Genomic DNA, 14,274 nt, shown 5'->3' on the forward strand with positions numbered 1-14,274 from the left:
ATCGTCCCGGGCTCTTTCTTCGGCGCGTTTGCCTTAATGCGGCGGACCTTGGGGCACGACGCGGTAATACGCGCGGTCCGTCGCGACCTGAAGCTCCCGCTCGTCGATCGCGCTCCGGAAGGAGGGACCGAGCGGAATTTCGTAGGAATGCCTCGGGAGCTCCGCGGCTCCGCCGTCGCCCTCCGTCGCGATCTTCCCGTCTCCCAACAAGACGAGCCGGTTCTCTTCCACGTAATCGTCCCGATCGGGGCTGCCGGTCAGGAACGATACCTTCTGCACGGTCATCGACACTTGGTCGACGTCGCCTTGCTCTTCCTTGCGTATGACGATCGGGGCGCCGATCTGCGCCATGAACCAATCGGCGATTTCCGCCACGCGGTGATCCATATGAAGAAGCCCTCCGTTCGTACGCGGTAGTGGAGTGTCGTCCATTACCATGTCCAGGGAGGGCTTTCGTCATGCATATTATTGCGTCTTGGCTTCATCGGAAGCGGCGGCCGGCGCGGTCTCGCCGTCTGGCTCGGCTGGAGCGGCGTTCGCCTTCACCGCCTCGGCTCGCTCCCAATGCATCTCGGCGAGCACCTCGGCCAACACCTCGGCGGTGCGGTAGCATTCTTCGAGCGTGTTATCGACGCCGCCGAATTCGATCAGGATGCTGTTCGGCGACAGGCTCTGGTTGAACTCGCCGTTGGACCCGGCTTTCTTCCCGACGACGCCGCGCGAGATGCCCTTGATTTTTTCCTCGATCCGGTAATGGAGCTCTTCCGCGAGCGCTTGATTTTTCTCGTAGTTCGGATTTTTCTGGCCGACGACGAAATACAGCTTCGCGTAAGTGACGCCGTTGTACGTCAGCAGCGTCTTGTCCTTCCGCGCCGCGTCCCGGTGAATGTCGATGAAATAATTCAAGTCTTCGTATTTCGCCATCGCGGTTTTGATCGTCTTGCGGGATTGGTCGTACGCGCCGCGCCACGGGTAGGACAGGTCCGAATGGATCGCGCCGACGCCCTTCTTTTCCAGCTCCTCCGACAGACGGGCGCCGACCGCCGCGACGGTGACGCTCTTGTCGTTCTGATCGTACGCTTCGTCGATCTTCGTAATGCCGTCGAGCTCCGGCAAGTACGATTCCGACGGGTGGGAGTGATAAACGAACACGACGTTCGGCGCGGCCGCCGGCGGCGCGGGATCGGTCTCGGGCTCGCCGCCCGGCTGCGCGCCCGGCTCGGGCTCCTCCTCCGCCGGCTCTTGCGGCGTCGAATCCGGCGGCGCCTCGCCGACGTTCGGGTAGCCCTCCGGCAGCGGCACTTCCGCCGGCTCTTGCAAGTGCGGGGCCGGGGGCACCTCGACGGGATAATCCGCCGGACCGGTTCCGATGCCTTGGATCAGGATAATGTTTCCCTCGCCTTGCGCGCCGGGGAGCAGCTGCGCCGCCAGGGTGCGCGGGTCGGCCGGATCGATGCCGGTCGTCAGCTTCGTCAGGAACGACGCGACGTTCCTCGTCGAGAACGAGGAATCGCCTGGTCCTTCCGACAGATGGGCGATTTCGAAGCTCAGCATATCGGCGTAAAACCGGCTCGGCAGCGCGGCGGCGGCCCCGTCCAACCCTTGAATCGGAGGCGCGTCTAACTTCCATAGAATCGACACGGCGGTGACGGCGACGAAGCTTCCTATGACGCACCAAGCGACCACCGTGCCGAGCGCGCGCGCCAAGCCGCCGAGCGCATCTCTCGTCCATTCCAACGCTTGTCTGAATCGCATGCTTCTTCTCCTTCGTTCCCGCGAATTCGGCGTTGCGGAATCTCTTACTCTCATCTCTATGAACCGATGCTAGCAAGTAGAACCGATGTCGAATGTTCCAGGGAAAAGGACGGGCATAGTGCATGGCCGACACGACAATGATATAATGGGTAAGGTTTTAGGCAAAAAAGGAAAAACGCACCTGAGGCAAGGGGGACCGGGACGCATGAGCAAAGTGTTTCTGTGCGATCATCCGCTCATTCAGCACAAGCTGACTTACATACGCGACGAGCGTACGAATACGAAGGATTTTCGGGAATTGGTGGATGAAGTGGCGACGCTGATGGCGTACGAAATCACGCGGGACGTGCCGCTCGAAAAGACGACGGTGAAGACGCCGGTGGCGGTCGCGGAAGCGAAAATCATCTCCGGACGCATGCTCGGTCTGATCCCGATCTTGCGCGCGGGCCTCGGCATGGTCGACGGCATCTTGAAGCTGCTGCCGGCCGCGAAGGTCGGCCACATCGGCTTATACCGCGACCCGGACACGCTCCAGCCGGTCGAATATTACGCGAAGCTGCCGACGGACGTGTTGGAGCGGGAGCTGATCGTCATCGATCCGATGCTCGCGACGGGCGGTTCGGCGATCGCCGCGATCCAGATGCTCAAGAACCGCGGCTGCAAGCAAATCAAGCTGATGTGCCTCATCGCCGCGCCGGAAGGCGTGAAGGCGATGCAGGAGGCGCACCCCGACGTCGATATTTACACCGCTTCGATCGACGACTATCTGAACGATCACGGGTATATCATTCCGGGCCTCGGCGACGCCGGCGACCGATTGTTCGGAACGAAATAAGGGCGGACGAGAGGGGATTGATCGGAAAATGGCTCAACGGATCAAAGTAATGACCGTATTCGGCTCGCGTCCGGAGGCGGTCAAGATGGCGCCGCTCGTGCTCGAGCTCGAAAAGCACCCGGATACGGTCGAATCGGTCGTATGCGTGACCGCGCAGCATCGGGAGCTTCTGGACAGCGTGCTGCAAACGTTCGGCATCCGACCGGATTACGACTTGAACGTCATGAAGGACAGGCAGACGCTGAACGAGCTGTCCATCCGGGTGCTGCAAGGGCTCGAACCGGTCCTGCAAGAAGCGAAGCCGGATATCGTGCTCGTTCACGGCGATACGTCGACTACGTTCCTTGCGAGCTATGCGGCGTTCCTCCAGAAGGTCAAGGTCGGACACGTGGAAGCGGGACTTCGGACGTGGAACAAGCTGTCGCCGTATCCCGAGGAGATGAATCGGCAGCTGACGGGCGTGCTCGCGGATCTCCACTTCGCGCCGACGGAGCGGTCCGCCGCGAATCTTCGGGACGAAAACAAACCGGAGAACGCGATCTATGTCACGGGCAATACGGTAACCGACGTAGGCCGTTATGTCGTGAAGGAATCGTTCGACCATCCGCTGCTCGATTGGGCGAAGGGCAAGCGTCTCGTCCTGATGACGGCGCATCGCCGGGAAAATCAGGGCGAACCGCATCGGAACGTGTTCCGCGCCGTGCGGCGGATCGCGGACGAGTTCGAGGATATCGCGATTCTCTATCCGGTGCATCCGAACCCGGCGGTGATGGAGCCGGCGCGCGAGCTGCTCGGCGACCATCCTCGCATCAAGCTCGCAGAGCCGCTCGACCTGGCGGAGATGTACAACCTCTATCCGCATACGCACTTGATCCTTACGGACTCCGGCGGGCTGCAGGAGGAGGCGCCGTCGTTCGGCGTGCCGGTTTTGGTGCTGCGAGACACGACGGAACGGCCGGAAGGCATCGACGCGGGCACGCTCGAACTCGTCGGCACGGACGAGGAGAAGGTGTACGAGCGGGCGAAAGCGCTGCTTACGGATGCAGGGCTATACGACGCAATGAGCCGCGCGGCCAACCCTTACGGCGACGGCCGCGCGTCTGAGCGAATCGTCGCGGCGATCAAGCATCATTTCGGCGTTTCGCCGGACCGTCCGGAGCCGTTCGTCCCCTAACGCCGCGGAATCCTACAGCGTACAGTCGAACTGTACGGTTTGCGATGGCGGAAAACCTTGATTTATAAGGGTTTTTCGCTATCCGTTCACGGAATGTTTGAATTTATATGAATTGACAAACGCTTCCCTGGATGGATAAAATAAATGAGGATTGACAGGGGTAAAGGCTATGGATAAGAAAGGCAAGGGGGATAACCCCTGGCGAGCGGCCGGCATGGTCGGCGTCATGGGGGCGGATGTCGCGGTATGCGTCACCCTGGGCTTTTTTCTTGGACGATGGCTTGGCGGTTCGCAAGGCTGGGTCGCCTTCGGCACCTTGGCCGGACTCGCCGTCGGCATTCTCACCTGCGTCGTTCTGGTGAAACGCTTACTGGAGGATTCCGATGGTTGAACTGTTGAACAGAGCCGTACGCGCCGCGCTTTTTTTTATGTCCGCGCTCATGCTTGCCTGGGCTTTCGTTCCCGAAGGGAGAACGGTGGCCGCAGGACTCGCCCTGGGCACGGCGGCCAGCGTCGCGAACGCCTTGCTTCTCCGCAGACGCGTGGAGATGTTGGCGAAGCTGGCGGAGAACGGAGAAGCGCGCAAATCCGGTCTCGGCCTCGGCGCGAGAATCGCGACCGTGCTGCTGGCGGGGATGATCGCGTACCGGTACCCTGACGTTTTCGCTTTACCCGCTACGTTGGCGACCTGCTTTTTTGTCCAAATTGCGGTTTTTTTTACAGCGATTGCACAGAATAATCATCGATCCGATGGAAAGGGGTGAAGCATAGTATGCACTTATTTCCGGTTGTTGAAATCGGCGGTTTGCAATTCGACCTGTCGTCCATCTTGGCCATCTTGGTGTCAAGTTTGATCGTGTTTATTTTGGCGATGGCGTCGGTTAGAAACCTGTCGGTTACGCACCCGACCAAGATGCAAAATTTCATGGAGTGGGTTATCGAGTTCGTCCATAACACGGTGGCGAGCACGATGCCGCTCGAGAAGGCGAAGCGGTACATCTCGCTGGGGATGACGCTGATCATGTTCATTTTCATTTCGAACCTGCTCGGCTTGCCGTTCGGTATCGTCCTCGAGGTGCCGGAGGATCATCACGGCGCCGTGACGCTCTTCGGACTGGAGATTTTGTCGGAGGATGCGCTGGCGGCCATGCACGCGGCTCACGAGCACGCGGCGTTCGCGCTCTGGAAGTCGCCGACGGCGGATATCGCGGTGACGGCGGGATTGGCGATCGTCGTTATTTTCCTGGTCCACTTCTTGGGTCTCCGGGACAACGCGAAGCATTACCTGAAGCACTATTTCGAGCCGTTCCCGATCTTCTTCCCGCTGAACATCTTGAAGGAGTTGGCGAAGCCGCTTACGCTCGCGTTGCGTCTTTACGCGAACATCTTTGCGGGCGAGGTTCTGATTTCGACCATCCTCATGATGGGCTGGATCGGCATTCCGCTGATGGCGGCATGGCAGGGCTTCAGTATTTTCGTAGGCGCGATCCAAGCGTTCCTGTTTACGATTTTGACGATGGTGTACATTTCGCAGGCGACGGTGCACGACGAAAGCGCGCATTAGTCCCGCGATTCGAAACATAACAAATCTCTCGAAACCACTTAAGGAGGATTTTCTAATGGAATTTTTGGGTGCAGCTTTGGCAATCGGTTTGGGCGCGCTTGGCGCGGGTATCGGTAACGGTTTGATCGTCAGCAAGACGGTAGAAGGCATCGCGCGTCAGCCGGAGCTTCGCGGTACGCTCCAAACGACGATGTTCATCGGCGTCGGTATCGTCGAGGTCGTTCCGATCATCGGCGTCGTCGTAGGCTTCTTGATGTTCTTCGGAGCGTAAGCCGCCTCATACAAGCTTACAGGCGCGGAAGGCTTCAGCCCTCCACGCCTTCCGTTTGGATTCAGCCTAATCACGGCTGACATGAACGACTCGTAGAAAGGAGTGTCAGCTTTGGAATTCGTATGGACATCAACGGTCATTACGATCGTCGCGTTCGTGTTGCTTTATTTACTCTTAAACAAGTACGCGTTCGGTCCGTTGTTTAACATTATGGAACAGCGCAAGCGTCTCGTCGTCGGCGAGCTCGAGCAAGCGGAGGCGAACCGGAAGGAGAGCGCGGCGTTGCTCGAAGAGCAGCGCAAAGCGATCGAGCAAGCGCGCAAGGAAGCGCTCGAGATCGTCGAAAACTCTCGGAAAGTCAGCACGAAATCGGCGGAAGAGCTCGTCGAGGCCGCCAAGAACGAAGCGGCTCGCTTGAAGGAAGCGGCTCAGCAAGACATCGTCAGCGAGAAAAACCAGGCGATCGCCGAGCTCCGCAAGCAAGTCGGCGAAATGTCCGTCAAGATCGCTTCCAAGATCATCGAGAAGGAAGTCGATGCATCCGCTCAGGAAGCGTTGGTCGATAAGTATCTGAAAGAGGTCGGAAGCCGATGAGCGCCATGGCGGTAGCGGCGAAGCGATACGCGAAGGCGCTGTTCGCGGTCGCGCAAGAGAAGGGCGCGGTCGAGGAGACCGGCGCGCAACTCGAGGCGGTCGCGACCGCACTCGAGGGCGATGCGGACATCCGCACCTTCTTCAATCATCCGAACATCGGCGTGGACGCGAAGGTCCGCGCGCTTCAACAGGCGGTCGGCGGGCAAGTGTCCGATTCCGTCCTGAATACGCTCAAGCTGCTCGTGGAGCGCGGGCGCGGCTCGGCAATCGGCCTAGTGTCTTCCGCCTATCGGGCGATCGCGGACGCATCGCTCGGCCGGGCGCAAGCGCACGTCACGTCCGCTTACGCTTTGACGGCGGAGCAGCAGCAAGAGATTGCGCGCAAGTTCGGCGCGCTGACGGGGAAAGAAGTCACCGTCGATACGGTAGTGGACGCTTCGCTGCTCGGCGGCATCCGCGTCCGGATCGGCGATACGTTGTACGACGGCAGCTTGTCCACCAAGCTCGCCGAGATCGAGAAATCGTTTAATCACGCACGATAGGGGTGAAGGTTCGTTGAGTATCAGACCCGAAGAAATCAGCACGCTCATTAAGCAGCAGATTGAACAATATCAATCCGAAGCGAACGTAGCGGAAATCGGCACTGTCATCTACATCGGGGACGGGGTCGCGCGCGCGCACGGGCTTTCGAACGTTATGGCCGGCGAGCTGCTCGAATTCGCTAACGGCTCCGTAGGCTACGCACTGAACCTGGAAGAAGATAACGTCGGTATCGTTATCTTGGGTCAGTACCACGACATCAAGGAAGGCCAGCAAGTGAAGCGCACGGGCCGCATCATGCAGGTGCCGGTCGGCGAAGCGCTGCTCGGCCGCGTCGTCAATCCGCTCGGCCAGCCGCTCGACGGCAAGGGCCCGATCGAGACGACCGAGATGCGCAACGTAGAATCTCCGGCTCCGGGCGTTATCGACCGGAAGTCCGTTCACGAGCCGATGCAAACCGGCATCAAGGCGATCGACTCGATGATCCCGATCGGCCGCGGCCAACGCGAGCTTATCATCGGCGACCGTCAAACCGGTAAGACGTCGATCGCGATCGACACGATCCTGAACCAAAAGGGCAACGGCGTTATCTGTATCTACGTCGCGATCGGCCAGAAGCAATCGACGGTTGCGCAAGTCGTCGAGACGCTCCGCCGCCACAATGCGATGGATTACTCGATCGTCGTGAACGCAGGCGCGTCCGAACCGGCTCCGCTCCTCTGGCTCGCGCCGTACGCGGGCGTGTCGATGGGCGAGTACTTCATGTACAAAGGCCAGCACGTTCTGATCATCTACGACGACTTGACGAAACAAGCGGCAGCATACCGCGAATTGTCGCTGTTGCTCCGCCGCCCTCCGGGCCGCGAGGCGTATCCGGGCGACGTCTTCTACTTGCACTCCCGTCTTCTCGAGCGCGCGGCGAAGCTGTCCGACGAGCTCGGCGCGGGTTCGATCACGGCGCTGCCGTTCATCGAGACGCAGGCGTCCGACGTTTCGGCGTACATCCCGACGAACGTCATCTCGATCACGGACGGTCAGATTTTCTTGGAGTCCGACTTGTTCTACTCCGGTCAACGTCCCGCGGTAAACACCGGTATCTCGGTATCCCGCGTAGGCGGTTCCGCGCAAATCAAAGCGATGAAGAAGGTCGCCGGCACGCTGCGTCTCGACCTTGCGCAATATCGCGAGCTCGCCGCGTTCTCGCAGTTCGGATCCGATCTCGATAAATCGACGCAAGCCCGCCTGACGCGCGGCGCGCGTACGATGGAAATCCTGAAGCAAGGCGTACACGAACCGATGCCGGTCGAGAAGCAGGTCATCAGCATCTACCTGGCTACCAAGGGTTTCCTCGACGATATCCCGGTCGTAGACGTACTTCGCTTCGAGAAGGATTTCCACGGCTACGTCGATGCGAACTACCCGCAAATCTTCGGCGCCATTCGCGAAACGAAAGACCTGAGCAAAGACACCGAGGCACTCATTACGGAAGCGGTGGAAAAGTTCAAAAAGGGCTTCTCCGTTTCGGCGTAAGCGCGGAAGGGGCGTGAATAAGCATGGCTAAGGGAATGCGCGATATTAAGCGCCAAATCAAAAGCACTCAGAACATGAAGCAAATCACGAAGGCGATGGAGATGATCGCTTCGGCTCGTCTTCGTCGGGCGCAGGAAGCCGCGCAATCGGCGCGCCCGTACGCCGAGAAGCTGCGCGAGGTGATCGGTTCGATCTCCTCCGCCGGCGGCGTGAATCATCCGATGCTCGAGAAGCGGACGATCAAGCGGACCGGCTACATCGTCATCACGTCGGACCGGGGCCTCGCGGGCGGCTATAACGCCAACCTGCTCCGGAAGGTTATGCTGACGATTCGCGAGAAGCACAAGTCCAATAAAGACGAGTACCTCATTTACGTGCTCGGCCGGAAGGGACGCGACTTCCTGCGCCGCCGGGGCATCCCGATCGCGCAAGAGATCGTCGGCTTGCCGGACTTCCCGCGGTTTTCGGACATCAAGGATGTCGCCAACGGCGCTGTGAAAGCGTACGAAGAGGGCGCGATCGACGAACTGGTGCTCGTCTACAACGAATTCCGCTCCGTCATCTCGCAGACGCCGGTCGACAAGACGCTGCTTCCGCTCGGAGAACCCGAGAAGAGCGACTCCACGACGGCGGCGTACGAATTCGAACCTTCCCCGGAGGTCGTGCTGAACCACATCTTGCCGCGATATGCGGAGACGTTGGTATACAGCGCGGTTCTGGAGGGCAAGGCGAGCGAGTTCGGCGCGCGTATGACGGCGATGAGCAACGCATCCAAGAACGCGACGAAGTTCATCAACTCGCTTACGTTGCAATACAACCGCGCGCGTCAAGCTTCGATTACGCAAGAAATTACGGAAATCGTAGCGGGTGCGAACGCGCAAGGATAATCGTTATTTTCGGCAAGGGGCCGCTCCGGCGGCTCATATAGATGTAAGGAGGGGCTACGATGAATAAAGGACGCATTATTCAGGTTTTGGGTCCGGTTGTCGACGTCGAGTTCGAACGCGGACAACTGCCTGAAATCTCCAATGCGATTAAATTGTATCGCGCGGGGGAATCCGACTCGGTTACGGCCGAAGTCGCGGTTCACCTCGGCGATAACGTCGCGCGGACGATCGCGATGTCTTCTACGGACGGCTTGGTCCGCGGCGGCGACGCGATCGACACGGGCGCTCCGATCTCCGTACCGGTAGGCGCAGCGACGCTCGGCCGCGTATTCAACGTATTGGGCGAGCCGATTGACAACGCAGGGGACGTATCCCGCGACGTCGTGCTCCCGATCCATCGGGAAGCGCCGGCATTCTCGGAATTGTCCACGCAAGCGGAAATTCTCGAGACGGGCATTAAGGTTGTCGACTTGCTGGCGCCTTACGCCAAGGGCGGTAAGATCGGCCTCTTCGGCGGCGCGGGCGTAGGCAAGACGGTCTTGATCCAGGAATTGATCAACAACATCGCGCAAGAGCATGGCGGTATCTCCGTATTCGCCGGCGTCGGCGAGCGTACCCGCGAAGGGAACGACTTGTACCACGAAATGAGCGATTCCGGCGTTATCAGTAAGACGGCGATGGTGTTCGGTCAGATGAACGAGCCGCCGGGCGCACGTCTGCGTGTCGCTTTGACGGGTCTGACGATGGCCGAGTTCTTCCGCGACCAAGAAGGCCGCGACGTATTGCTGTTCGTCGACAACATCTTCCGCTTCACGCAAGCGGGTTCCGAAGTATCCGCCCTTCTCGGCCGGATGCCTTCCGCGGTAGGTTACCAGCCGACGCTCGCGACGGAGATGGGCCAGTTGCAAGAGCGGATCACGTCGACGAAGAAGGGTTCCGTTACGTCCATTCAGGCGATCTACGTTCCTGCGGACGATTACACCGACCCGGCTCCTGCGACGACGTTCGCGCACTTGGACGCAACGACGAACTTGGAGCGTAAAATCTCCGAGCTCGGCATCTATCCTGCCGTCGATCCGCTCGCTTCGAGCTCGCGGATATTGGCGCCGGACGTCGTGGGCCAAGAGCATTACGATGTTGCGCAAGGCGTGAAGCGTCTGCTCGCTCGTTACAAGGAACTGCAAGATATCATCGCGATCCTCGGTATGGACGAATTGTCTGACGAGGACAAGGTGACGGTCGCGCGCGCGCGCCGCGTACAACGGTTCCTGTCGCAGAACTTCCACGTTGCGGAACAGTTTACCGGCACAAAGGGGCAATACGTTCCGGTTAAAGATACGGTTCGCAGCTTCAAAGCGATCCTGGACGGCGGATACGACGATCTCCCAGAAGCTGCTTTCCTCTACGTAGGCACGATCGAAGAAGCGGTAGAGAAAGCCAAAACATTGTGATCGGGGGTCTATAGACCATGAGCTCAATGTTATTGGAGATCGTGACGCCGGAGCGCAAGATTTACAACCAAGAAGTCAATATGGTCGTCGCCAAAGGAATCGAAGGGGAGCTCGGCATCTTGCCGAACCACATTCCGATGGTGACGCCGCTTCGCATCGCCGCGGTCACCGCGAAGGTGCAAGGGCAGAAGGATCATGTTATCGCCGTTCACGGCGGTTTCATGGAAGTGCGTAAGGACAAGGTCGTCATCTTGGCGGAAAGCGCGGAGCTTCCCGAGGAGATCGACGCCGACCGCGCCGCTCGCGCAAGAGAGCGCGCGGAAGCGCGGCTTCGCGAAGCGCGGCAAGAGAAAGTCGATTTCCATCGGGCGGAGCAAGCGCTGCAACGCGCGATGCTGCGCATCAACGTTCGGAATCGAGATATGTAATTGCAAGCGAATCGTACCCCTTGGAATGCGAAGGATGCCCTGCATCATCAGATTCCAAGGGGTACTTTTTTGGATTCAATCCGCAATGCAAGAAAAGAATGCGCGAGCGAAATCAGGGGAGGAGGCCAATGACGTTTAATCTAGAAATAGAATATAAGGGATCCGCCTTTAGTAATTCTTGTTTAGAAATTGTATAGTTCTACTAGTTTATAATGATCGTTGATGGTATGGGACTTGAAAGGGGCTTGTTTCTATATGATAGGGAAGAGTAAGAGAGCATTCGCTTCGATGGTCATGGCATGGGTATTATTTATCTCTTTATTAGTTCCGTACGGCTATCCTGCTGCGAATGCGGCGCCCGGCGAGTTGACGACGTACGGGGGCGCTCCGACGGCTTGGCCGAGCGCTTATGACGCATACACCGATCGGCAAGGCAACATCTTATACGACCCAGCCAACGAGAGCGGCGTCAGTCCTGACGATACCGACTTCTACAGCGGTGCGATGAAGGGCTCCGGCAACCGGCCTTCTTTTTACATTTCCAGCGCAACCGATTCCGGAGGCAAGTCGCATCTTGTGTTTCGCATGCGGCTCTTGGCGGATCCGCGGGACAAAAACGGGGGATATTTATCGACCGTTTGGATGGTGCAGCTGTGGAAGAACGACTCTAAAATCGCAACGGTAGGTTTGAACGGCAAACCTGCTCAGGAAGACTACATATATATATCGAACGGCGACGGTTCCGTCGTCCGTCCGATATACAAGACCGACGGAACGCGAACGAACGTCCCTGGTGCTAGAATCGTAGAGGAAACCGGTACGGGAGATTACCTCCTTGATATTCAAGTGCCGCTGGAACAGCTGCAGGCGATCGACCCTTCGATCGCGAACGGCGCAGTGCGCCTGAAATTCGTGACCTCGAAGGCGGCCAATTTATCGGTCGAGAACAAGGACGAGATGGATGGCGAAGGAGCCGGGGTCAGCTTGTCTCCGTTCGCGATCAACCAGCTGCCGACGATTACATTTACGAGCATTCTGGCGGGAACGAACACGATCTCAGGCATTACGACCCACGTGGAACCGAATGTCCCCGTGACGGTCACGATCAGCGGGCTCGCGTCGCCGCCGGCGCCTCTCGTACAAGCGGACGGCACATGGACTGCGACGCTCGCGCAAACGCCGCCGGACGGCGTCTATACGATTAACGCAAGCGTAACGAACCGCAACGGAGACAGTGCGGCGGTCGAGGAGACTTTCGATATCTCTTCCAGGATCTCAATCGACACGCCTTCGTTGGAGGAGCCCCGGTTGTTCACGTTCCCCGCGGAGATCGGCGGGTCGTACACGCGAACGAAAGGTCCAAAGCAGCGAATCAACTTTAAAATCTTAAACGAAAGCAACCAGATTCTCTATGAGCAAGATAGGATCAATGAACCGTGGAAGACGAGCGGATATGCTAACTTAGTCGGAGTAGGAAAAGCAATAGCCCCTGGTGGTACATATACTCTTGTCGCGGCTGAACAGGATAACAGCAATGTCGTCAGCACGACGGTCGTCGCAAGGAAAACCCTGCATTATTTGCCTAGTACGATTACGATCGTTGAGCCGGCGGCGACGGCGGACGGAACGCCGACGCCGACCGTGAAAGGGATGGCGGCGCCGAACGTAAGAGTGCAGCTGTTTATCGACGGTCAGCCGTATCGCGAAGTGCGCTCGGACGAAGACGGGAACTGGTCAGTCGACGTCGACGACGCGCTCGCGGGGAAGGCGGTGTCCGATCCTCCTTACGTCTTTACCGCGAAGATGTATGACGACGCGAACGAGAGCAAGACGAGCGCTCCTCTGAACTATGGCGTCGTGGACGTCGACGTCGGCATCGAGAACGAGGACGACACGATCACCGTAACGACGGTTGAGCCGACGGTGCGGGGACGTACGACCGACCTGGCGGTCAACGTGACGGTGAAGGTGACGGGCTCGGTAGACGGCTTTACGGTTCCGGCCGACGTGTCGAACGGAAAATGGTCGGTTACATTGACCGGTGAGCATGCGCTGCAAGAAGGCAATACGTACACGATTACGGCAAATACAGTAACGGATGTATCCGAGCCGGCGACGACGACGTACAAGGTTAAGACGTCGACGAGCGTCGACATCAACAGCCCGTCGGACTTCGCCGAAATCGACGATCCGATCACGGGTACGGTCGAGGCCGGGGCAGATTTGTTCGTCACCGTGAACGGCAAGGTACCTGATTCGTCGTTGTTGGTCCATGATCGCGCGGCCGGGACATGGTCGATCGCGCCAAGCGGCGAAGGATGGGAATACGGCGATTATACCGTCGTTGCCGTCGCTTCGGACGTTGCAGGCAATATGGCGGAGGACGTCGCTTCGTTCACCGTCGCCCAGGCGTCGGCGCCGACGGCGAGCAACGTGACGGTGAGCGGGACGGCGCAAGTGGGGTCGCAGCTGACCGGCAATTACGACTATGCCGACGCGAACGGCGACGAGGAGTCGGGGACGACGTACCGCTGGCTGCGGTATGACGCGGCGACGGGCGGAACGGGCGAAGCGATCGAAGGAGCGACAAGCCCGACCTACACGTTGACGCAGGCGGACGTCGGCAAGTACATCGCGTTCGAAGTGACGCCGAAGAACGCGGCAGCGCCGACGACGGGCGCCGCGGCGGAGAGCGCGAATCGCTCGGGTCCGGTAGCTTCGGCAGGCGCGGCGCCGACGGCGAGCAACGTGACGGTGAGCGGGACGGCGCAAGTAGGGTCGCAGCTGACAGGCAATTACGACTATGCCGACGCGAACGGCGACGAGGAGTCGGGGACGACGTACCGCTGGCTGCGGTATGACGCGGCGACGGGCGGAACGGGCGAAGCGATCGCAGGAGCGACAAACCCTACCTACACGTTGACGCAGGCGGACGTCGGCAAGTACATCGCGTTCGAGGTGACGCCGAAGAACGCGGTAGCCCCGACGACGGGGACCGCGGTAGAGAGCGCGAACCGTTCGGGCCCGGTAGCTTCGGCAGGCGCGGCGCCGACGGCGAGCAACGTGACGGTGAGCGGGACGGCGCAAGTAGGGTCGCAGCTGACCGGCGCGTATGACTATGCCGACGCGAACGGCGACGAGGAGTCGGGGACGACGTACCGCTGGCTGCGGTATGATGCGGCGACCGGCGGAACGGGCGAAGCGATCGCAGTAGCGACAAGCCCGACCTACACGTTGACGCAGGC

Annotated in this window: 15 protein-coding genes; 13 read left to right on the forward strand and 2 right to left on the reverse strand. The window is 59.4% G+C overall.

The features are described 5' to 3' along the window. Positions 1 to 33 precede the first annotated feature (33 nt). Both ymzB and RIN49_RS27075 read right to left on the reverse strand, forming a co-directional pair. Positions 34 to 387: a protein YmzB gene (gene ymzB, locus RIN49_RS27070; protein WP_309123227.1), complete on the reverse strand. Its 354-nt coding sequence runs from the start codon at positions 385 to 387 to the stop codon at positions 34 to 36. A 78-nt stretch (positions 388 to 465) separates the two neighbouring features. Beyond that, on the reverse strand, positions 466 to 1,755 hold the full coding sequence (locus RIN49_RS27075; RefSeq protein ID WP_309123228.1) for a stage II sporulation protein P: 1,290 nt from the start codon (positions 1,753 to 1,755) through the stop codon (positions 466 to 468). 205 nt (positions 1,756 to 1,960) lie between these two features. Between RIN49_RS27075 and upp the strand changes: the two genes are divergently transcribed. The 13 genes from upp to RIN49_RS27140 form a co-directional block, all read left to right on the forward strand. Beyond that, complete coding sequence (upp, locus tag RIN49_RS27080; protein ID WP_138195880.1) at positions 1,961 to 2,590, forward strand: uracil phosphoribosyltransferase; 630 nt, start codon at positions 1,961 to 1,963, stop codon at positions 2,588 to 2,590. A 28-nt stretch (positions 2,591 to 2,618) separates the two neighbouring features. Next, entirely contained in the window at positions 2,619 to 3,764 is a 1,146-nt protein-coding gene (gene wecB, locus RIN49_RS27085) for a non-hydrolyzing UDP-N-acetylglucosamine 2-epimerase (RefSeq protein WP_309123229.1), read from the forward strand. Between the two features lie 169 nt (positions 3,765 to 3,933). Continuing rightward, entirely contained in the window at positions 3,934 to 4,155 is a 222-nt protein-coding gene (locus RIN49_RS27090; RefSeq protein ID WP_309123230.1) for a hypothetical protein, read from the forward strand. Further along, the gene (locus tag RIN49_RS27095; protein ID WP_309123231.1) at positions 4,148 to 4,528 is read left to right on the forward strand and encodes an ATP synthase subunit I; all 381 of its coding nucleotides are present in this window, start codon (positions 4,148 to 4,150) and stop codon (positions 4,526 to 4,528) included. The genes RIN49_RS27090 and RIN49_RS27095 overlap by 8 nt, the downstream gene beginning before the upstream one ends. Before the next feature lie 8 nt (positions 4,529 to 4,536). Next, positions 4,537 to 5,328: a F0F1 ATP synthase subunit A gene (gene atpB / locus RIN49_RS27100; protein WP_309123232.1), complete on the forward strand. Its 792-nt coding sequence runs from the start codon at positions 4,537 to 4,539 to the stop codon at positions 5,326 to 5,328. Between the two features lie 55 nt (positions 5,329 to 5,383). Next, complete coding sequence (gene atpE, locus RIN49_RS27105; RefSeq protein ID WP_138195885.1) at positions 5,384 to 5,599, forward strand: F0F1 ATP synthase subunit C; 216 nt, start codon at positions 5,384 to 5,386, stop codon at positions 5,597 to 5,599. Positions 5,600 to 5,701: 102 nt separating this feature from the next. Further along, positions 5,702 to 6,193, forward strand: a complete 492-nt coding sequence (gene atpF / locus RIN49_RS27110; protein WP_309123233.1) for a F0F1 ATP synthase subunit B — start codon at positions 5,702 to 5,704, stop codon at positions 6,191 to 6,193. Then, positions 6,190 to 6,735: a F0F1 ATP synthase subunit delta gene (locus RIN49_RS27115; protein WP_309123234.1), complete on the forward strand. Its 546-nt coding sequence runs from the start codon at positions 6,190 to 6,192 to the stop codon at positions 6,733 to 6,735. Before atpF ends, RIN49_RS27115 begins: the two co-directional genes overlap by 4 nt. A 13-nt stretch (positions 6,736 to 6,748) precedes the next feature. Next, the gene (atpA, locus tag RIN49_RS27120) at positions 6,749 to 8,263 is read left to right on the forward strand and encodes a F0F1 ATP synthase subunit alpha (protein WP_309123235.1); all 1,515 of its coding nucleotides are present in this window, start codon (positions 6,749 to 6,751) and stop codon (positions 8,261 to 8,263) included. Between the two features lie 23 nt (positions 8,264 to 8,286). Next, positions 8,287 to 9,150: an ATP synthase F1 subunit gamma gene (gene atpG / locus RIN49_RS27125; RefSeq protein WP_309123236.1), complete on the forward strand. Its 864-nt coding sequence runs from the start codon at positions 8,287 to 8,289 to the stop codon at positions 9,148 to 9,150. Between the two features lie 59 nt (positions 9,151 to 9,209). Then, on the forward strand, positions 9,210 to 10,601 hold the full coding sequence (gene atpD, locus RIN49_RS27130) for a F0F1 ATP synthase subunit beta (RefSeq protein ID WP_309123237.1): 1,392 nt from the start codon (positions 9,210 to 9,212) through the stop codon (positions 10,599 to 10,601). A gap of 17 nt (positions 10,602 to 10,618) precedes the next feature. Further along, positions 10,619 to 11,029, forward strand: a complete 411-nt coding sequence (locus tag RIN49_RS27135; RefSeq protein WP_309123238.1) for a F0F1 ATP synthase subunit epsilon — start codon at positions 10,619 to 10,621, stop codon at positions 11,027 to 11,029. A gap of 255 nt (positions 11,030 to 11,284) precedes the next feature. Beyond that, a partial coding sequence (locus RIN49_RS27140; RefSeq protein WP_309123239.1) for a hypothetical protein occupies positions 11,285 to 14,274 on the forward strand: 2,990 nt, incomplete at its 3' end.

This window comes from Paenibacillus sp. (assembly GCF_031177825.1).
In the GTDB taxonomy this organism is placed as follows: domain Bacteria; phylum Bacillota; class Bacilli; order Paenibacillales; family YIM-B00363; genus Paenibacillus_AE.